General features: G+C 49.8%; 10 protein-coding genes. 7 read left to right on the forward strand and 3 right to left on the reverse strand.

The window, feature by feature from the left end; translation table 11 throughout:
* The first annotated feature begins 13 nt into the window (after positions 1 to 13).
* Positions 14 to 7,141 (forward strand): non-ribosomal peptide synthetase, encoded by a 7,128-nt coding sequence (locus AC1RRX_RS03040; protein ID WP_144463931.1) that lies wholly within the window; start codon positions 14 to 16, stop codon positions 7,139 to 7,141.
* An 18-nt stretch (positions 7,142 to 7,159) separates the two neighbouring features.
* Complete coding sequence (locus tag AC1RRX_RS03045) at positions 7,160 to 7,375, forward strand: MbtH family protein (protein WP_007408694.1); 216 nt, start codon at positions 7,160 to 7,162, stop codon at positions 7,373 to 7,375.
* A 44-nt stretch (positions 7,376 to 7,419) separates the two neighbouring features.
* Here AC1RRX_RS03045 and AC1RRX_RS03050 read toward each other — a convergent pair whose 3' ends face one another.
* The 3 genes from AC1RRX_RS03050 to adeR form a co-directional block, all read right to left on the reverse strand.
* Positions 7,420 to 8,097: a YukJ family protein gene (locus tag AC1RRX_RS03050; protein ID WP_144463932.1), complete on the reverse strand. Its 678-nt coding sequence runs from the start codon at positions 8,095 to 8,097 to the stop codon at positions 7,420 to 7,422.
* A gap of 117 nt (positions 8,098 to 8,214) precedes the next feature.
* On the reverse strand, positions 8,215 to 9,345 hold the full coding sequence (ald, locus tag AC1RRX_RS03055; protein WP_003152011.1) for an alanine dehydrogenase: 1,131 nt from the start codon (positions 9,343 to 9,345) through the stop codon (positions 8,215 to 8,217).
* Between the two features lie 103 nt (positions 9,346 to 9,448).
* Positions 9,449 to 10,678, reverse strand: a complete 1,230-nt coding sequence (adeR, locus tag AC1RRX_RS03060; protein WP_007408691.1) for a sporulation transcriptional activator AdeR — start codon at positions 10,676 to 10,678, stop codon at positions 9,449 to 9,451.
* A gap of 315 nt (positions 10,679 to 10,993) precedes the next feature.
* Between adeR and AC1RRX_RS03065 the strand changes: the two genes are divergently transcribed.
* From AC1RRX_RS03065 to esaA, 5 genes are all read left to right on the forward strand, one after another.
* Positions 10,994 to 11,287 (forward strand): WXG100 family type VII secretion target, encoded by a 294-nt coding sequence (locus tag AC1RRX_RS03065; protein WP_015418116.1) that lies wholly within the window; start codon positions 10,994 to 10,996, stop codon positions 11,285 to 11,287.
* Positions 11,288 to 11,362: 75 nt separating this feature from the next.
* The gene (gene yukD / locus AC1RRX_RS03070; protein ID WP_007408690.1) at positions 11,363 to 11,602 is read left to right on the forward strand and encodes an ESX secretion system protein YukD; all 240 of its coding nucleotides are present in this window, start codon (positions 11,363 to 11,365) and stop codon (positions 11,600 to 11,602) included.
* 14 nt (positions 11,603 to 11,616) lie between these two features.
* Positions 11,617 to 12,903, forward strand: coding sequence for a type VII secretion protein EssB (gene essB, locus AC1RRX_RS03075; RefSeq protein ID WP_039063744.1), 1,287 nt, complete (start codon positions 11,617 to 11,619; stop codon positions 12,901 to 12,903).
* Between the two features lie 54 nt (positions 12,904 to 12,957).
* Positions 12,958 to 17,433, forward strand: coding sequence for a type VII secretion protein EssC (gene essC, locus AC1RRX_RS03080; protein WP_144463933.1), 4,476 nt, complete (start codon positions 12,958 to 12,960; stop codon positions 17,431 to 17,433).
* Positions 17,430 to 20,546 (forward strand): type VII secretion protein EsaA, encoded by a 3,117-nt coding sequence (gene esaA, locus AC1RRX_RS03085; protein ID WP_144463934.1) that lies wholly within the window; start codon positions 17,430 to 17,432, stop codon positions 20,544 to 20,546. The genes essC and esaA overlap by 4 nt, the downstream gene beginning before the upstream one ends.
* The last annotated feature ends 2 nt before the right edge of the window (positions 20,547 to 20,548 follow it).

Consider the following 20,548-nt stretch of genomic DNA (forward strand, 5'->3'; position numbering starts at 1 on the left):
GGGAGAGAATAGAATGCATGATACACAACAGCTGCCTCTGACAGGCGCACAGGCCGGTATCTGGTTTGCGCAGCAGCTTGATCCTGATAATCCGATTTACAATACAGGCGAGTACGTTGAGATAAACGGCGCGATCGATGTGAACATATTTAAAACCGCTCTCGAACGCGTGCTGACGGAAGCCGCGTCATTACACGCCCGCTTCGAGGAGGGAGCAGACGGGCCAAAGCAGATCATCAATCCTCCATTTGAGGCTGCGATCGATGTCATAGATGTGAGTTCAGAAGCTGATCCGAAGCAGGCCGCACTCAGACTCATGCAGACAGATTTGGCTGAGCCCGTTGATATGGCGGCCGGGCCTTTGTTCCGCGACATTTTATTTCAGGCGGGACCGGAACGCTTTTTCTGGTATCAGCGCATTCACCACATTGCGATAGACGGCTACGGTTTTTCACTGCTGGCACGGCGTACGGCGCAAATGTACACTGCAATACGGGAAGGACGTCCGGATAACGGGCGCTCCTTCGGTTCTTTGGACGATCTGGTAAAAGAAGATCAAGAGTACCGCGCGTCTGATCAATTCCTGAAAGATCGGGAATTTTGGATGGAGAAATTTGCGGATGAACCTGATGTCGTCAGTTTGGCAGAAAGAGCGCCGCGAACGTCAACACGTTTTCGGAGAAGCACGGCTTATCTTTCTGAAACGGCTTTACAGCATGTAAAAGCGATTCCGAACTGGCATGAAGCCGTCACGGCCGCAGCGGCGGTATATGTCCATCGGATGACAAACGCAGGGGATATCGTGCTCGGTTTACCGATGATGGGGCGGATCGGCTCAATTTCACTGAATATTCCGAGTATGGTCATGAATCTTCTGCCTTTACGGCTTTCTCTCCGCCCGGATATGAATTTTCATGAGGCCGTCAGCCAAGTGGCAAAAGAAATCCGAAACATCCGGCGCCATCAGAAATACCGCCATGAAGACATGCGCCGCGACCTTAAATTGCTCGGAGACAATCGCAGGCTGTTCGGCCCGCAAGTCAATGTGATGCCGTTTGACTACGCGCTTGATTTCGCCGGAGCGCGGGGGACCGTCCATAATTTATCAGCAGGGCCAGTTGATGATTTGTCAATTAACGTTTACGACAGAGCGGACGGAAGCGGAATGCGTGTGGACTTTGATGCGAATCCGGAAGTGTACAGCGCCGAAGATATTGAAAACCATCAAAAACGATTCCTGCTTCTGTTGGAATCCGCTGTGAAAGACCAGACACAAAAAATCGGCACACTCAACCTTCTGCTTGAAAGTGAACGTCGCCGCGTACTGGAAAGCTGGAATGACACGCGCAAGGCCGAGAAGCAGAAAAGTCTGCCGGAGCTGTTTTACGAACAGGCCGTAAAAACACCGGACCGGCCGGCAATCATCACCGAAAACGAAGAGCTCAGCTATGCCGAATTGAACAAGCGCGCGAACCAGCTTGCCGGCATGCTAAAGGAAAAGGGGCTCGGACCGGAACAATTTGCCGCTTTGCTGCTTCCGCGGTCACAGGAGTTAGCCGTGAGCATGCTGGCCGTTTTGAAAACGGGAGCCGCATACCTGCCGCTTGATCCTGATTTTCCTTCTGAGCGGATCACATACATGCTCAAAGATGCACAGCCTGCATGCCTGATTACAACGATGGAATTATCCGGCCGCATGCCGGAAGACAGTGATGCAAAAAGGATCATTCTCGATGACCCGGATACGGTAAAAACCGTTGCCGCTCAAAATGCTGACTGTCCCGCTCAGGCGGAATGTTCGCCTTTGCACCCCGCTTATATCATTTATACATCGGGCTCAACGGGCAAACCGAAAGGTGTAGTCGTCACTTTAAAAAGCGTAAGCAATTTCCTCTTATCCACGCGGGAAATGTTTACGCTCGGCGAACAAGACCGCCTGCTTGCCGTTACGACTGCGGCGTTTGATATTTCCGGACTTGAGCTCTTCCTCCCGCTCATCAGCGGGGCGGGGTGCGTCATCGCACGTAAAGAGACGATTCAGGAACCGCGGGCGCTTGCGCACATGATTCACTCATACGGTATTTCAATCATGCAGGCAACGCCGACATTGTGGCATTCATTAGTCACCAATGAACCGGATTCTCTCCGGGCGCTGCAGGTGCTTGTCGGAGGTGAGGCGCTTCCGAATGCGCTTATGCATGCTCTGCTTGAATCAGGCTGTACGGTGACGAATCTGTACGGGCCGACTGAAACAACAATCTGGTCGGCCGCACAGCCGCTTGCAAAAGGCCATACAGGGGCGCCTCCGATCGGAACGCCGATTTGGAACACGCGGGTATATGTGCTGGACGCCGCATTGCAGCCCGTCCCGCCGGGAATCGCGGGCGAGCTTTATATAGCGGGGGAGGGGCTTGCCAGAGGTTATTATAACCGTCCTGATTTAACAGCGGAAAGATTCATTGCCGATCCGTACGGGCCCGCGGGCGCGAGGATGTACCGGACGGGAGATCTCGTGCGCTGGCGTGAGGACGGCTCGCTTGATTATATCAGCAGAGCCGATCACCAAATTAAAATCCGCGGGTTCCGGATAGAATTAGGAGAAATTGAGTCAGTGCTGTCGAAATATCCGGGTATTTCGCAGGCCGCCGTCATTGTCCGTGAAGACCAGCCCGGAGATAAGCGGCTGGCGGCTTACGCTGTCGCGGATCAGCCCCTTGATATCGGCGGACTTCGTGAATATATGGGCGAAAGCCTGCCGGATTATATGGTGCCGGGCGCGTTTGTACAGCTGGAAGAATTGCCGCTGACACCGAATAAGAAGCTCGATCGCAGCGCTCTGCCTGCACCTGATTTTTCCGCTGTCCTGTCTGACAGAGGGCCGCGGACGCCGCAGGAAGAAATATTATGCGATCTGTTTGCCGAGGTTCTCGGTCTCGCGCGGGTCGGAATTGATGACGGGTTCTTTGAATTGGGCGGACATTCGCTCTTAGCCGGACGCCTGATGAGCCGGGTCCGGGAGACGATGGGCGCAGAGCTTGGCATCGGCCGTCTGTTTGATACGCCGACCGTTGCCGGGCTCGCCGCACAGCTTGACACCGCAAAGAGTGCGCGGCCTAAGCTCAAGCCGTTTGACCGGCCGGAGCATATCCCGCTGTCATTTGCGCAGCTGCGTCTATGGTTTCTCTACTGTCTTGAAGGGCCAAGCCCGACTTACAACATTCCGGTGATTGTCCGCATGTCAGGCAAGCTTGACCAATCAGCGCTGAAACACGCCTTTTACGATGTTGTCAGCCGTCATGAAAGCCTGCGCACCGTTTTTCCGGAAAATAAGGGATCATCTCATCAGCTCATTTTATCTGCTGAAGAAGCCCGCCCTGTGTTTACAGTGACACGTGCAGACAAAAACGAGCTCCAAGACATGCTTGCCGCTGCGGCACGATATCGGTTTGATCTCGCTAAAGAGCCGGCCGTCCGGGCTGAGCTGTTTGATCTTGGTGACGGCGAGTATACGCTGATGGTTCTCCTGCATCACATCGCAGGTGACGGCTGGTCCTTGAATCCGCTCATGCGTGACTTATCCATAGCCTATATCGCCCGGCAAACAGGTGAAAAAGCAGAATGGACGCCGCTGGCGGTTCAATATGCGGATTATGCGCTTTGGCAGCAGCAGCTTTTAGGCAGCGCGTCTGATTCTGAGAGCTTAATTGCGCGCCAGCTGGATTTCTGGAAGAAAACGCTTGAAAATGTACCGGATCAGCTGGAGCTGCCGTCTGATTTTCCGCGTCCCACTGAATCAAGCTACAGGGGCGGCGTCATTCCGGTCAACATCGGCCAAGAGCTTCATGCCCGTCTTCTCTCACTTGCCAGAAATCAGCGCGTAAGCCTGTTTATGGTGCTTCAATCAGGGCTTTCCGCGTTACTGACCCGGCTCGGTGCAGGGACCGATATTCCGATCGGCAGTCCGATAGCCGGCCGCAGTGATGACGCATTAGGAGACCTTGTGGGTATGTTCATTAATACACTCGTACTGAGAACCGATACCTCTGGCGATCCGAGCTTTTGTGAGCTTCTTGAAAGGGTCAGGGAAATGAATCTCGCAGCATATGAACATCAGGACGTGCCGTTTGAACGTCTCGTGGAAGAATTGAATCCGGTTCGTTCCCGGTCAAGACATCCGCTGTTCCAAGTGATGCTCGCATTCCAAAATACGCCTGACCCTGTACTCAGTCTTCCTGATATGGAAACAAGCCTGCAAATCAGCAGTGTCGGATCGTCCAAATTTGATTTGACGCTGGAATTGGCTGAACAGCGCCATGACGACGGCACGCCTGCCGGTATTGAAGGTCTGCTGGAGTTCAGTACGGACTTATTTAGAAAAGAAACGGCTGAAGCACTTGCCGGACGCCTGCTTCTTCTGCTCGAAGATGCCGCATCACATCCGGAAAAACCGATCGGAAGCTTAACCATTCTTTCTGATGAAGAGCGCCGGAAGCTTTTGCCGGTTAAACGGGCAAAACAGCATATTCAGCCTCGGCAGACACTGCCTGAACTGTTTGAAATACAGGCCGCCGCAAAATCGGATGAAACGGCGGCAGTTTTTGAAGAGAGCGGACTCACTTATAAAGAGCTGAATGAAAGAGCCAATCAGCTCGCGCACATGATGATTGCCTGCGGCGTCGGCCCGGAGCAGTTTGTCGCACTGGCGCTGCCGCGTTCTTTAGATATGATTGTCGGGCTGTTAGCCGTCCTGAAGACGGGGGCAGCGTATTTGCCGCTTGATCCTGATTATCCCGCGGACCGCATTGCTTTTATGTTACATGATGCCAAGCCTGTATTTATGCTCACCAACCGTGAAGGCGCAAGTAAGCTCTCTATCGAAAGCGGCATGCCGGCCTTCATCCTGGATGATCCGCAGAATAAAGAAACACTTGAGCGATATGCCGTCAAGAACCCTGCGGACGCTGACCGGATTCGTCCGCTGTCGCCGCTTCACCCGGCCTATGTCATTTACACGTCGGGATCAACAGGTGTGCCGAAAGGTGTCATCATTCCGCACAGCAATGTTATCAGGCTGTTTGAGTCGACGCGGCATTGGTATCACTTTCATTCTGATGATGTATGGACGATGTTTCACTCCTACGCTTTCGATTTCTCTGTCTGGGAAATGTGGGGGCCGCTGCTTCACGGCGGACGTCTCGTCGTCGTGCCGCATGACATCAGCAGATCGCCGGAAGCGTTTTTACATCTCCTCGTGAAAGAGCGGGTAACCGTGCTTAACCAAACGCCGTCAGCGTTTTACCAGCTGATGCATGCGGAAAAAGAACACAAAGAGCTGGGGCGTCAGCTCGCACTCAGATATATCATCTTCGGCGGCGAGGCGCTTGAGCTGAGCCGGCTTGAGGATTGGTACAGCCGCCACGCGGACAATCAGCCGGTGCTCGTGAATATGTACGGCATTACGGAAACGACGGTGCACGTCAGTTACCTTGAATTAGACAAAAACATTGCCGAACTGAGAGCAAACAGCCTCATCGGCTGCGGCATTCCTGATCTGAACGTATATGTGCTTGATGACCGGCTGGAGCCTGTGCCTCCGGGCATCACGGGTGAAATGTATGTGGCCGGAGGGGGCGTGGCACGAGGCTACTTAGGGCGGCAAAGTCTGACCGCCGAACGCTTTGTGGCTGATCCGTACGGCCCGCCGGGAACGAGAATGTACCGGACGGGGGATTTAGCCCGTCTGCGGACGGACGGTTCTCTTGATTATATGGGCAGGGCGGACCACCAGATTAAAATGCGCGGCTTCCGGATTGAATTGGGAGAAATCGAAGCGGTTCTCGTCAAACATCCGGATGTCGAGGATGCCGCCGTAGTCGTCCGTGAAGACCGGCCGGGAGATAAACGGCTGGCCGCCTACCTTGTCCGATCTGCCGGCAGCACCTTGGACACTGGGGACATGCGCCGGTTTGCCGAAGAAAGCCTGCCGGATTACATGATTCCGTCAGCTTTTGTCCAAATGAATGAACTGCCGCTGACACCGAATGGAAAGCTTGACCGAAAAGCGCTTCCTGCGCCTGACTTCCAAACGGAGGTCACCGGCCGGGGACCGAGAACGCCGCAGGAAGAAATGCTTTGTGAGCTGTTCGCAGAGGTGCTTCATCTGCCGCGTGTCGGTATTGATGACAGATTTTTTGATTTAGGCGGTCATTCTTTGCTTGCGGTTCATTTAATGAGCCGTATTCGGGAAGCGATGGGAGCCGAGCTGAGTATCGGAACATTATTTGAAGCTCCTACGGTGGCAAGCCTTGCTGAAAGACTTGAGTCAGGAACGGGCGCAAGCGCGCTTGATGTTCTTCTTCCGCTCAGAACGGCAGGAGAAGAAACACCGTTGTTCTGTGTCCATCCGGCCGGCGGTCTCAGCTGGTGTTATGCCGGGCTGATGTCTTCTTTAGAGGCTGATTATCCGATATACGGCTTACAGGCGAGAGGCATCGGAAAAAAAGAATCGCTTCCGCAAAGCCTAGATGACATGGCGGCGGATTATATTGAAAAAATCCGTACCGTGCAGCCGAAAGGGCCGTACCGTCTGCTCGGCTGGTCTCTCGGAGGGAATGTCATTCAGGCCATGGCGACACAATTACAGAGCCGGGGTGAAGAGGTTTCGCTTTTGGTGATGCTTGACGCGTATCCGAATCATTTTCTGCCGATAAAAAATGCGCCTGATGACGAGGAAGCCGTCATCGCGCTGCTCGCCCTGGGAGGGTACGACCCGGACAGCCTCGGGGATCAGCCGCTTGATTTTGACGCCGCGCTGACCATTCTCCGCCGTGAGGGAAGCGCATTAGCCAGCCTGGACGAGTCAGTGATGATGAATCTGAAAGACACGTACATTAATTCTGTCGGGCTGTTAGGAACATACAAGCCGAAACCGTTCCACGGAGATGTGCTGTTCTTCAGATCAACGATTATTCCGGAGTGGTTTGACCCAATTGAGCCGGATACTTGGAAACCGTATATTACGGGGAAAATCGAGCGGTATGACTTAGACTGCCGCCATAAAGATATGTGCCAGCCGGGCCCGCTTGCCGACATTGGCGCGATTCTGGCAGAGAAATTAAACGGACGGCGTACAGTCCGGTAAAGAAAGGAAAGAGATGATATGACAAATCCATTTGAACGGGAAGACGGCTCATACCATGTGCTCGTCAATGCTGAAGGCCAGTACTCACTGTGGCCGGCCTATCTGGATGTGCCGGACGGCTGGGAAACCCGCCTCACGAATGAAACCCGCCCCGTTTGTCTCGAATATATTGAAACAAACTGGCGTGATATGAGGCCGGAAAGCCTGAAACAGGCCGAAGCCGCTAAAATGTAATAAGAAAAGCCTGCCGTTATTTCGGCAGGCTTTTTATGCGGACATCAGCCGTTAAGCTGTGTATGATCACAAAATGTATAAGGGTGGCCTTCTTCATCCGTGCACCATGACTGAGACAGAAAAGCCAAAAAGACCGCGGCCCACTGGTCTGCAAACTGGATTAAAATACCGCCGTCGTGCCACGTTCCGTTATCCTTCTTCCAGCGTGTATCAATTGGGTTTCCCTGATTCATATGAATATTATGCATGCCGTTTGTCGGCTTGAACCCGAAAATCTTATCAGCGCCCGGCTCCGGCCCGAATTTAGAGCCGTAAATATAGACGGTGGCTTTTTCTGATTTGGCTTTTTGCATGTACGTCTCAATAAAGTCATTTAAGTCATTATCCGGACCGGTGACTTCATGCGGGAGGGGCACCATGTTCCGGGGATCAAACAATCCGCCGCGGACATAATCCAGCGCCAGCTCACGGCTGGTTTCATCAATTGGGGTATATCCATACGGAATGTTGGGCAGCAGGGTGATCGCGCTTGCATCAAAATGATCGCGTGCCGCATACAGAACCTCTGATTCTTTTGAACTTGACATGACATTGATCGCACAGCGATAGCGCGTATCAGGCTCGCCTAGCACCTCGACTTGAAAATGCGGAGCATCATCATCTGTTTCCCTTTTCATATCTGACACAGTGCCTTTTAATACACCATAGTGCTGAACAGCCATATGAATCCTCCTTTTTCTTCCGGGATATGAATTGATATTCGAGACAGGGGGCCGTTTTTCCTTTTATGAGAAAGAAAAAAGGACAGCCCGCTGATCAGGCTGTCCTCTTCATATCTATTAAGCTTTTGCAGCCGAACCTTGCATTGCTTTTTCAGCAGGCACGTAGTCATAGCCTAAGTCTTTGGCTACCGCTTCATACGTGACATGTCCGTTAGCCGTATTTAAGCCCGCTTTAAGCGCAGGGCTGTCTGCAATGGCTTGTGCCGCGCCTTTATTGGCGATTTGAAGCGCGTAAGGAACGGTTACATTCGTTAATGCGAGCGTAGACGTACGCGGTACGGCGCCCGGCATATTGGCGACAGCGTAGTGAACGACGCCGTGTTTTTCGTAAGTCGGATTATCGTGGGTTGTAATATGATCAACGGTTTCCACAATGCCGCCCTGATCGATGGCAACATCAACAATGACGGAACCCGGTTTCATTTGTTTAACCATTTCTTCCGTAACGAGAGTCGGCGCTTTGGCTCCCGGGATGAGCACGGCGCAGATCAGAAGGTCCGCTTCCGCGACGGAATCTGCAATATTTACAGGGTTTGACATCAATGTTTTAATCTGATGCCCGAAAATATCATCAAGCTGACGCAGGCGGTCTGCGTTCAAATCGATCATTGTCACATCGGCACCGAGTCCGACAGCCATTTTCGCGGCATTTGTTCCGACGCCGCCCCCTCCGATGATCGTGACTTTTCCGCGGGATACACCCGGTACGCCGGCTAATAAAATTCCTTTTCCGCCCTTTGGTTTTTCAAGAAACTGAGCCCCGATCTGCGCGGCCATTCTGCCGGCCACTTCGGACATCGGCGTAAGCAGCGGAAGGGAACGTCCGTCCGTTACCGTTTCGTACGCGATAGCTGTCACGCCTTTTTCTGTAAGCGCTTTAGCTAATTCCGGCTCTGCAGCTAAATGAAGGTAAGTGAATAAGACCAGACCTTGACGGAAATACGCATACTCTTCAGCCAGCGGTTCTTTTACCTTCATGACCATTTCCGCATCCCATACTTGCTTTCTGTCCTCCAGAATTTCCGCCCCTGCTGATACATAATCTTCATTTGTAAAGCCGCTTCCGAGTCCCGCTCCGGATTCCACAAGAACCCGATGGCCGTTTCCGATAAGCTGTGAAACGCCTCCAGGTGTTAAAGCCACTCGATTTTCATTGTTTTTGATTTCCTTTGGAACCCCGATAATCATGTCTGTTTCCCCCAATGTTTGTGTGATGTTTCAAGTGTAGCGCGATTTTTGCGAAAATTCTTTGTTTGAAACAGAAAATAAAAAAACACGGATTTGTGAAATTTCACGAACCCATGCTGCGAAGTTTGATATCAAGGTAAATCGTAAACTTTTCATTCACATTTTTTAAGTCGATTTCTGCGATCTGGCTGATTCTTTTCAGCCTGTAATTCAATGTATTGACATGGATGTTAAGCGCTTTAGCGGCGGTGTTGACGTTGCTGTCGGCATCAATAAAATGTTCGAGCGTTTTTACCATATCGGCTTGGTGCTCCCTGTCATACTGCTCAAGCTTTGAGAGGGAATAGTTCATATAGCCGCTGTGCTTGCGTTTTTCATCCAACACATCCAGGTACTGATAAATGCCGAGTTCCGAAAAGCTGAAAAGGTGTTTGGTTTCTCTCACAAACCGCTCTTTCGCTTTTAATACGGAAAGCGCTTCCTGATAGGAGCGGTAAACATAAGAAATCGATTCGTAAATACCGCCGACCGCAATCGACGCATCCTCAATTTTATATCGTTCCTTCAGCTGTTTTTGAATATGAAGGGCGAAGTGCTTTACATCTTTAAAAGGCTGATCGGTTTTCGGCGCGGCTAATAAGATTAATTCATTTGAATCAACAGTCGCCAGCATGACATGAATCTGCTGTGTCGTTTCCTGCAAATATTGCAGCTGCTGTTCCGTCTTTTCAGTCAGCTCATCATGTAAACGGATGATCATGACGCTGAACACGGACGGCAGCGCCATCCCGAGCTTATGAAACCCTTCGGCCATTTCGGCTTCCTGATAAATATGGCCGGTCAGCATTTTCCAAAAAAACTCCTGGCCCCGCTCTTCGATTTTCGTTTTGCGGATCTGCAGGTGCAAAAGCTTGTTCCGCACCGCTTTGGCTGCCAGCTGAAGTGTCTTCAGATCTTCGTCATTGAGCTTTTTTTTGATCTCAAGCGCCCAAATAAATCCGAGAACCTGACTGTTTTTCCAGATGGAAATCGCCACGCGGTTGCTCAGGCCCACCTCGTCGATTTCTTTCACTTTGATCGGCTGGTCCGTTTTTAAAAGGGCCGGAATGGTTCCGTCTTTCCAGAGTTTGTTGATGACTTTTTCCGGCACCCTCCGCCCGATAATCGTCGACGTCCGGGCCGGATCTGTACAATCGCTGTGCGTGCTGTATGCAAGCAGTTTATGATTAACGTCTTCTATTGTAATGGGGCATTGAAGAACTTCACTGATATGGTCGGCAACATCTTCAAGCCTGTCGAAACTGTACTTAAATGGATCCTTTGGATTGGTCATCTGTATCCCTACTTTTTCATAGCTTCATATCTTGATCTTACCATCTTGCTTTTCAGACTGAAAGGCATCTTTGCAGGGAAATAGACTAGGACAATAAGATCATTCGATGAAAACGAAAATAATAAGAAAATCATACTACTATATTTACAAAATGTGTAAATGTGACGAAAAATCCAATATATCATAAGACTCATTTTGTAAAATTAAAACAGATTTGTTTGACTGTGCCGAATGGTTGTTTTTATAATAATGACGTTCAAAAAATAAGTGAATTAGCCCATATTTAGGCTGATGACACAGGAGGGTATAAGGGATATGTCTGGATTAATTCGTGTCACACCCGAAGAGCTAAGAGCGATGGCTAAGCAATATGGCGTTGAAAGTCAGGAAGTCATGAATCAGGTTGACCGCCTGAACCGCATGATTTCTGATTTGAAAAGCATGTGGGAAGGTGCTTCAAGTGAAGCATTTGCAGATCAATATGAGCAGCTGAAACCTTCATTTATTAAAATGTCTGAATTGCTTCAAGATGTGAATCATCAGCTCGATCAAACGGCAAATACGCTTGAGTCTACTGACCAAGATATCGCTAACCAAATTCGCGGATAATAAGATGAATGAAGAAACGGAGCGCCTGATTCAATCAAGAAGACGGCGCTCTTTCTATGTAAGGGTGATATGAATATGTATATCGATATTACAATAGATTTAACACATTATAACGGCAGCGTCTTCGATCTCAGATTGTCAGATTACCATTCTGTGAAAAAAGTCATTGATATTGCCCGGCAGGCTCAGCATGTATCCGTTCCGCCGCGTGAAGGCTATTGGATCAGAGTGGTCAATAAAGAAGCGGTTTTTTCCGGAGAACAAAAGCTATCTGACTGCGGCATTACGAACGGAGACCGCCTTGAAATTTTATGAAAGGACATGGTGGAATGACAGGTCATAACAGATCTTATTTAGAAACAGAATTAGACGCCGTCCGGGAAGAAACCGAATCAGGCTTCACGTTCACCTTCCAGCGGGAAAAAATCAAGCTTCTTGACGGGCTGGAAGCAAACGTGATTAAAGATGCTGATCCTTTTTTTCAAAAAGAGGTCTCAGTTTCAGAAGACGAAGTAACCATCACAATCAAACCTCCTTCTTCTTATCAGGCTTTCCGCTATATAAAAGGAAAAGATAAAAAAAGCAGGTGGCAATTTGCCTACCGTCTCGTCCAAGCCGTGAAACAGCATAAGCTGAAACGTCTCAATCTGATTGCCGCCCCTGAAAATATCGTGTTTGATAAAGCGCTGACGCCTTACTTTCTTCATTACGGCGTAAAGGAGAGCCTTCCGCCTTATGAGGAAGATAGAGAAAGGGTGTTAAAAGAGCTCAAAGCCTGTGCGGCGCTTGCAGCTGACGGGGCGTACACCTTCGATGAATATTTGAAGTACAAGGAGACGCTTCACTTCTCTCCTGAGGTGAAAAGCGTGCTAGAGGCGGAGACGATTGAAGAACTGGAAGAAACCATTCAAACCGCAATTGATTCCCTCGAAGAAAGGGACAAGACATACATAAAACTGCCGAAAAAGAAATGGAAAATCCAAAGATACGCCGGTCTGGCGCTTGCCGTCCTCCTTGTGCCGACACTTCTTTACTCCTTATACGTTCTGTTTTTCGCCCAGCCAAAGCAAGAGGCAATTACGGAAAGCAACCGCTATTTTTTAAATCAGCAGTACAGCAAAGTCATTGACACACTCGCCAAATACGATGCGGAAAGCCTCCCGGAATCTGTCCAGTACGAGCTTGCTTCCTCTTATGTGGCAGTTGAAAATCTGAGGGAAGAGCAGCGGAAAAACATCGGGAATCTGGTCACGCTGCAATCAGACCCGAAGCATTTCCTTTATTGGATTGATATCGGCAGAGGGGAAAATGAAGAAGCCATCAAAATCGGCCGCAATCTTGAGTACAACCCGTACATCTGGCTCGGACTTACAAAATATAAACAGCAATTATTAGCGGATGACAGTATGAAAGACGACGAAAAGCAGAAAGAACTGGACGCCGTGGAAAGCGAGCTTGCGAAGGCGAAAAAAGAGGCGGAGGAGCAGCATAAAGAAGCGGAGGAAAACGGTGACACCGCCGAAGCTTCCGCCGGACAGGATGAAAGCAAACAAGACAAAGCGAAAGATAACAAAGAGAACGACAAGAAAGATGAGAAAAAAGATGAAAAAAAATAACAGCACACATCAAATGGCCGCAGGTAACGATCAGGCTGTCAGGAGGTTCGCCATATGAGTCTGTTATGGGTCTTTTACCGAGAGCACGTACAAAAGATTCAGCTGTCTGAACTCCCGCCGTCTCAGCCGATTACGATCGGTCCGGATATGAAAGATACAATCACGGTCGGCACACTTCCGTTACGGCAAAACGCCGCAACCCTTTATCGAAAAGAAACAGATCGTTATGATGTTTTCCTGGGAAATAACTGTGCCGGCGAATTGACAATAGGAAATGAAATGCCCTGCCGGATTGAAGAAGAGACGATGCGGCTTCTGCTCACCCCTGACAAAGAAGAATCCTCCGTTTATTTTATCGGCGGGAAGGATGAGATCGTTTTCTCATCAGAAACAGAGGAAGCGGATATATACAAAGAGCCGTCCTCCGCTCAAACAGGGGCTTTTTATCTGCGAAAGTCGGGAGGATGCTGGTCTGTCGTCCCTGATGGCCAGGACGTTTATGTGAACGGAAAACTTGCAGAAGCTCCCGAAAGGCTCCGGACGGGAGATGAGCTGCTGTGGAATTTTCTGCGTGTGAGGCTGACGGAGGACGACCTTTTAGAAATCGTTCATCACGAAAAGCTTCAAACCGGTTTAACCAAAACGGTAAAACCAAGCACCGAAATGAAAAAGAAATACCCGCAATATCGAAGAACGCCGCGCATGGTCTACGATCTTCCAGAAGACCGCGTTTCATTCAGCTTTCCCTCGCAGGAAAGTGAACAGAATAACCGGGCGCTGTGGCTCGTCATTCTGCCTCCTTTGGTCATGCTGGTTGTAATGGGGGTTGTCGCCATTATACAGCCGAGGGGCATATTCATCCTTGTCTCTTTGGCGATGTTTATGATGACTCTCATTACGTCCACCGTGCAGTATTTCCGTGAAAAAAACCAGCGGAAAAAACGGGAGGAAAAACGGGAGCGTGTGTATAAGCAGTATTTGGAAAGCAAACGGAAAGAGCTTCAGATGCTGTCGGAAAAACAGCTGCAAGTGCTGACGCATCATTTTCCCCCGTTTGAAAAAATGAAATATTTAACTTCTCAAATCAGCGGCCGCATTTGGGAGAAATCGCTGGAAAGCAGGGATTTTCTGATGCTTCGGCTCGGAACGGGCACGGTCCCGGCAAGCTACGAGATTTCAATGAGCGGCGGAGACCTGGCGAACCGTGATGTGGATGACTTGATGGAGCAGTCGCAGCACATGCAGCGTGTGTATAAAGATATCCGCCATGCGCCCGTGACCGTTGATTTACAAGAAGGGCCGATGGGGCTTGTCGGGAAACCCCAGATCGTCAAAAATGAAATTCATCAGCTGATCGGCCAGCTCGCGTTCTTCAACAGCTACCATGACCTGCGATTTGTCTTTATCTTTCATGAGGACGAATATAAGGAATGGGAATGGATGAAGTGGCTGCCGCAATTTCAGCTGCCTCATATGTACGCGAAAGGATTTATTTACAATGAACAGACCCGCGATCAATTGTTATCGTCCATTTACGAGCTGCTGCGGGAGCGGGATTTGGAAGAAGATAAAGAAAAGAAGATCTTCCAGCCGCATTTTGTCTTTGTCATCACAAATCAGCAGCTGATCGCAGAGCACGTCATTTTAGAATACATCGAAGGCCGGCATGAGCATCTCGGCATCTCGGCAATCATCGCCGCGGAAACGAAGGAAAGCCTGGCGGAAAACATTCACACCCTCGTCCGCTACATTAATGAAGATGAGGGAGACATTCTCATTCAGCAGAAAAAAGCGGTGCAGATCCCGTTTAAGCTGGACAGGCATGAACGGACAAACAACGAGCGGTTTTCCCGGACGCTTCGGACATTGCACCATCAGGTCGGAATGACGAATTCCATTCCTGAAACGGTCTCATTTCTGGAGCTGTTTCATGCGAAGGAAGTAAAAGAAATCGGCATCAGGCAGAAGTGGGAGACAAGTGAGTCTGCAAAATCGCTGGCTGTTCCGATCGGCTATAAAGGAAAAGACGACATCGTCTATTTAAACCTGCATGAAAAAGCGCACGGGCCGCACGGATTGCTGGCGGGAACGACCGGCTCCGGGAAAAGTGAATTTCTGCAAACGTACATCCTGTCATTGGCCGTTCACTTTCACCCGCATGAAGCGGCGTTTTTGCTGATTGACTATAAGGGCGGAGGAATGGCCCAGCCGTTCCGCAAGATGCCGCACCTTCTCGGGACCATCACGAATATTGAAGGAAGCAGAAACTTCAGTATCAGGGCGCTTGCATCCATTAAAAGCGAGCTGAAAAAACGGCAGCGGCTGTTTGATCAATATCGCGTCAATCACATCAATGACTATACAAAGCTGTATAAACAGGGAGAAACGGATATTCCGATGCCGCACCTGTTTTTGATTTCAGATGAATTCGCCGAGCTGAAAAGCGAAGAGCCTGACTTTATCAGGGAGCTTGTCAGCGCGGCCCGCATCGGACGGAGCCTTGGTGTGCATTTAATTCTCGCCACGCAAAAGCCGGGCGGCATCATTGACGACCAAATATGGAGCAACTCACGCTTTAAGGTCGCGCTGAAAGTGCAGGATGCAAGTGACAGTAAAGAAATCCTGAAAAACAGTGATGCGGCGAATATTACGGTCACCGGACGCGGCTACTTGCAAGTCGGAAATAACGAAGTGTATGAGCAGTTCCAGTCTGCCTGGAGCGGCGCCCCTTACATGGAAGATGTATACGGCACCGAGGATGACATTGCCATCGTTACCGACACCGGCTTAATTCCGCTGTCTGAGGTGGATGCGGATGATGCGGCGAAAAAAGACGCCCCGGCAGAAATAGAAGCCGTAGTCGAAGAAATCGAGCGGATTCAAAATGAAATGGGCATTGAAAAGCTGCCGAGCCCGTGGCTTCCGCCGCTTGCCGAACGTATCCCGCGCACGCTTTACCCTGCGCAGGAAAAAGACCGCTTCTTCATCGCCTGCGTTGATGAGCCTGATCAGCAAAGACAGGCGCCTCTCGCTTATACGATGATGGATGACGGCAACATCGGCATTTTCGGCTCATCCGGCTACGGCAAGTCAGTGGCTGCCATCACCTTCCTGATGAACTTCGCGGAAGGATACACGCCGGAAGAGCTTCATATGTACATCTTTGATTTCGGAAACGGCACGCTTCTGCCATTGGCAAAGCTTCCGCACACCGCAGACTATTTCTTAATGGATCAAATGAGAAAGATCGAAAAATTCATGATCCGCATCAAGGAAGAAATCGAGCGGCGGAAACGGCTGTTCAGAGAAAAAGAAGTCAGTCATATCAAAATGTACAATTCGCTCAGTGAAGAAGAGCTGCCGTTTATATTTATCACAATTGACAATTTCGACATCGTCAAAGATGAAATGCATGAATTAGAAACGGAATTTATCCAGATTTCACGCGACGGGCAAAGCTTAGGCATTTACTTCCTGCTGACCGCAACGAGGGTAAACGCCGTCCGCCAATCGCTGTTAAACAACATAAAAACGAAAGTCGTCCATTATTTAATGGATCAGTCAGAAGGATACTCCATTTACGGGCGTCCGCCGTTCAGTCTCGAACCGATCCCGGGCCGCGTCATGATCCAAAAAGAAGAACTGTATTTCGCGCAAATGTTTCTTCCGGCTGAAGCGGAAAATGACCTCGAGATGTTCCAGGCGCTGAAAGCAGATGTCAAAGCATTAGCTGAGCGCCACGCCGGAACAGCCGGCCCAGACCCGATTCCGATGCTTCCGGATAGGCTGACGGCCGGCGAATTTTCACTCCGTCTCGGCCCGGATCAAGAACCGTTCCGCATTCCTGTCGGGCTTCATGAGGAAAAGGTCAGCCCTGTGTACTTTGATCTGGGCAAAAATAAGCATTGCCTTATCTTAGGCCAGACACAGCGTGGAAAAACAAACATCCTGAAAGTGATGCTGAATCACCTGCTGCGTGAAGGTACGGAACGGGTCGGGCTGTTTGACTCGATTGACCGCGGACTGTCGCAGTATGCGCAGGAAACAAAGGTCAGCTATCTGGACACAAAAGAAGACGTCCGGCAGTGGATCGAAACGGCAGAAGCTATTTTCACGGAGCGCGAAGCTCAGTATGCGCAGGCCGTCAAAAATGGCGATGTGCACAAACTCAGTTTCTCTCCGGTCGTGTTAATGGCCGACGGCATTACAAGATTCCAGCAGACGATCGACACCGCCATTCAGGACAAACTGGCGTTGTTTATGAAATCTTACGCGCATGTGGGCTTCAGTTTTATCCCGGCGGGCAATCACAGCGAATTCTCAAAAGGCTATGATTCCTTAACGACGGAAATGAAACAGATCCGCCACGCGATGCTGCTTGTGAAAAAATCCGAACAAAATGTCATTCCGCTGCCTTACCAAAGGCAGGAACCGGACATTCAGCCGGGCTTCGGCTATTTGGTTGAAAACGGGAAGGAGCAAAAAATCCAAATACCTTTATGTTCAGCGGAAAGGGAGGCCGTCAGATGACTGAACAACGAAAAAGCCTGATCAAATTAATAGCCGCGGTCGTCATCATTCTGCTGCTGCCGGTGCTGTTTTTCCGGTTTATCGGCGATGACCCGGGAAAACAAAAAATCAACGCCACCCGCCAAATCGCAGTCGTGAATGAAGACATGGGCTTACAAACAGATGAAAATGAGGAAGAGGAATCCGTCCATTTCGGTAAAGAAGTAGCGGCCGCTCTCGGCGGCCGTCCGGATTATTCATGGACGGTTGTCAATAGGAGCGCGGCTGAAAACGGTCTGGCGGCTAAGAAGTATGACGCCGTCGTTTACATTCCATCCGATTTTTCAAAAGACATCTTAAGCTATGACAAGGAGCGTCCGCAAAAAGCCACGCTGACATTCAATATTCAAAGCAACCTGAACGCCGTCAACAAAGAAAAGGTGCAGCGTGAGCTAGAAGACGCCCAAAAATCAATGAATAAAAAAATGTCGGCATTATATTGGAATTTCGTCTCACAAAAAGTGAACAATGTCCGAGGCGATTTTGACAAGATCGTCAATAAAGAATCAGAGTTTCAAAACGTCATGTACAACTTTTACAAGCCGAGCTCCAATGACTTGGCAGGTGAAATCAAACGGCAAAAAGACCTGATTGACGAACTGAAAAAATCAATGAATGAAGCGCAGGGCGCGGCAAAAGAAAAATTGACTTCGGCAGATGAAGCCAAAACCACGCTTAAAGACTTTGCCGACACGGTCGAGCGCTATAAACAATATCAAGAAAATCAGAAAAAACTGCTGATGGCCGCGCAGGAACAAAACCAAAAGCAAATCACAGCCGGACTGAATGCCATTAAAGCACAGCAGGCCGCCAACCAGTTCAGCACGATGATGAGCGGGCTGTCTTCAGGCATAAACCGGGCGCAGACACAGCTTGACCAGACGGGATCGGCTCTTCTTGCCGCCCAACAGGTGAGAGAAGCGCAGGTTCCTGAGCAGGAACACGGGATGGCAGATATTCAATCCAATTTACTGAACAATTTTTTGACTCAATATAAAGCTCAAGCAAGATTTGAAACACTGAACAGTATCCAAACCCTTATGAAAAGGGATCGGCAGGCTTTAACCGTTCCGGAAAAGGACCCGGGGGATGACGGATCGGATGAACCGAAAGAAGAAGAAAAACCGGAAGAAGAAAAACCCGGCGATCTGAAAATGGATCTTGACGATCAGCGTGACGAATTAAAGCGCATCTCCGCTGAAATCAATGACATTTCTGACGGATTAAAAGAACCGGAAAAAGAAAATCCGGCCCCTGAAAAACCGGGCCAAGGCGATGACGGTGAAAACTCCGGCGATACCGATCCGAATAACGGAACAAATCCCGGAGAAGACGGAAAAACGGAAGACGGCACAAAAGAAGAGCAGCCTGCTTCCGATAACACAGGCGATCAGGAGACAAAAACCGTCCAGACCGCCACTGCCGCTAAAAACGTCACTCCGCCTGCTGATGAGCCGGCGGACGATCCAAACGATTCTGAAGGGGACGGCGGCACGGACATATCTGAGGCGAAAGAAAGGCTGAACCAAGCCGCAGAGCGCATTCAGCAAATTGAAAAAGAGCTGGAAGAGAAACAGCAGACTCATAATGAAGAACTGAAAAAACGTCTCGATGCTCTTGATGAAGAAATCCAAGGCCTTCAAGACCAGATTGATGACGTCAAAAAACGTGCAAAGAAAAAGCTAGAGGAATTGAAAGAAACGAGAAAACAAGACTTCAATACCGTTTACAGATTGATTGTAAGAACAGAACAGAACATTTTGAACTACCCGTCATTGGATAGCGGCCGCAAATCTGCTCTTGAACAGATATTTGCCGCTGACATCAATACAAAAGAAATATCCGATTTAATGAGTTACTATAATGATTTATCCCTGTATGAGGCGACACTTTATCACTCTCTTGACGCGGGCTCGCTGCCTGATGTGAAAAACAGGGTGCTGAAAGCCCAGCAAGGCGAAGTCCAAACCGTTCTTGCCATCAAACCGGTGGAAACGGCAAGCTGGGAAAACCTGAAAAACAACAAGATGCAGACAGATGAAGACATCAGCAATTTCATTAAAGGCATGACCGAATTCTCGGATAACTACAGTACCTATATCAGAGATGAACAAGCCGGAGTGCTCGATGAGCTCGCCAGCATTTCAGACAGCGCGGCGAAAGCATCCGATCAGCTGGCTGAAGGCGCCGTGCAGGAAGCGGCCGCGTTCAGCGGAGACGGATTAACCGGAACGATGGCGCTCGGCGCTCAGGATACCGTCGGCCGCGAAGTCCTGCAAATGTCTGACACGATGGGCCATCTGTCAGAACGCCAGTCCGGCATCATCAGCTATACCGACAATATGCAGCAAAGCGTAAATGACGTCCAGCATAAAGCGGACACCCTGAACAGCAACTGGGGCAAAAACGTCAATTCCACGAAATTGATCAGAAATGACGTGTACGGCATTTTAGGGAACGCGCTCGTTGACGGACAGGAAAACGGCTATGTTTACGATTATCTCGCCAACCCGCTTAAAATCAGCGGAGAGGTGCCGGAAGACCGGGTTCAGAATGTTCCGCCGGTCGTCATTTTGGTAATCGTTCTGATCAGCAGTCTTCTGATCGGCTATTTCAGCTCGTATTATCAGCAGGCGCCGCTTCTTGTCAAAGGCGCGCTCTTTGGGATTTTAAACATTATGGTCGGATTGATGATCAGTCTGTTCGGTCTGAATATCTACTCGCTTCCGGACGATCAGACCATTAAATGGTCAGTCTTTACGATTCTCTTGCTTGCGGCGAGTTCAGCTTTTATCCGGGCAGCCTTTGTCTTCAGCTCAATCACCGGATGGATTGCATCATCCGCGCTCATTCTCTTTTATGTGGCGCCTTTGATCGACCTGATTATGCCGAACTTCACCTTTGACAGTCCGGTTTCGAAAGTCTATATCGATATTCAATACGGAACGGGCCATCTGTTTGCGATGGGGGTAACGGTTCTTGCGATCATTACGCTGATTGCGGCGGCGCTTCCGCTCGTCATTCGGCTGTTTGCGGAAAAAACGGAGGAAAGTGATCAGTCTTATGAGGCGTAACA

This window comes from Bacillus sp. GW821-FHT11D08, assembly GCF_058808515.1.

Coding starts and splice junctions, on each gene's coding strand:
- AC1RRX_RS03040 (WP_144463931.1), top strand. CDS start 14: ATGCATGATACACAACAGCTGCCTCTGACAGGCGCACAGGCCGGTATC.
- AC1RRX_RS03045 (WP_007408694.1), top strand. CDS start 7,160: ATGACAAATCCATTTGAACGGGAAGACGGCTCATACCATGTGCTCGTC.
- AC1RRX_RS03050 (WP_144463932.1), bottom strand. CDS start 8,097: ATGGCTGTTCAGCACTATGGTGTATTAAAAGGCACTGTGTCAGATATG.
- ald (WP_003152011.1), bottom strand. CDS start 9,345: ATGATTATCGGGGTTCCAAAGGAAATCAAAAACAATGAAAATCGAGTG.
- adeR (WP_007408691.1), bottom strand. CDS start 10,678: ATGACCAATCCAAAGGATCCATTTAAGTACAGTTTCGACAGGCTTGAA.
- AC1RRX_RS03065 (WP_015418116.1), top strand. CDS start 10,994: ATGTCTGGATTAATTCGTGTCACACCCGAAGAGCTAAGAGCGATGGCT.
- yukD (WP_007408690.1), top strand. CDS start 11,363: ATGTATATCGATATTACAATAGATTTAACACATTATAACGGCAGCGTC.
- essB (WP_039063744.1), top strand. CDS start 11,617: ATGACAGGTCATAACAGATCTTATTTAGAAACAGAATTAGACGCCGTC.
- essC (WP_144463933.1), top strand. CDS start 12,958: ATGAGTCTGTTATGGGTCTTTTACCGAGAGCACGTACAAAAGATTCAG.
- esaA (WP_144463934.1), top strand. CDS start 17,430: ATGACTGAACAACGAAAAAGCCTGATCAAATTAATAGCCGCGGTCGTC.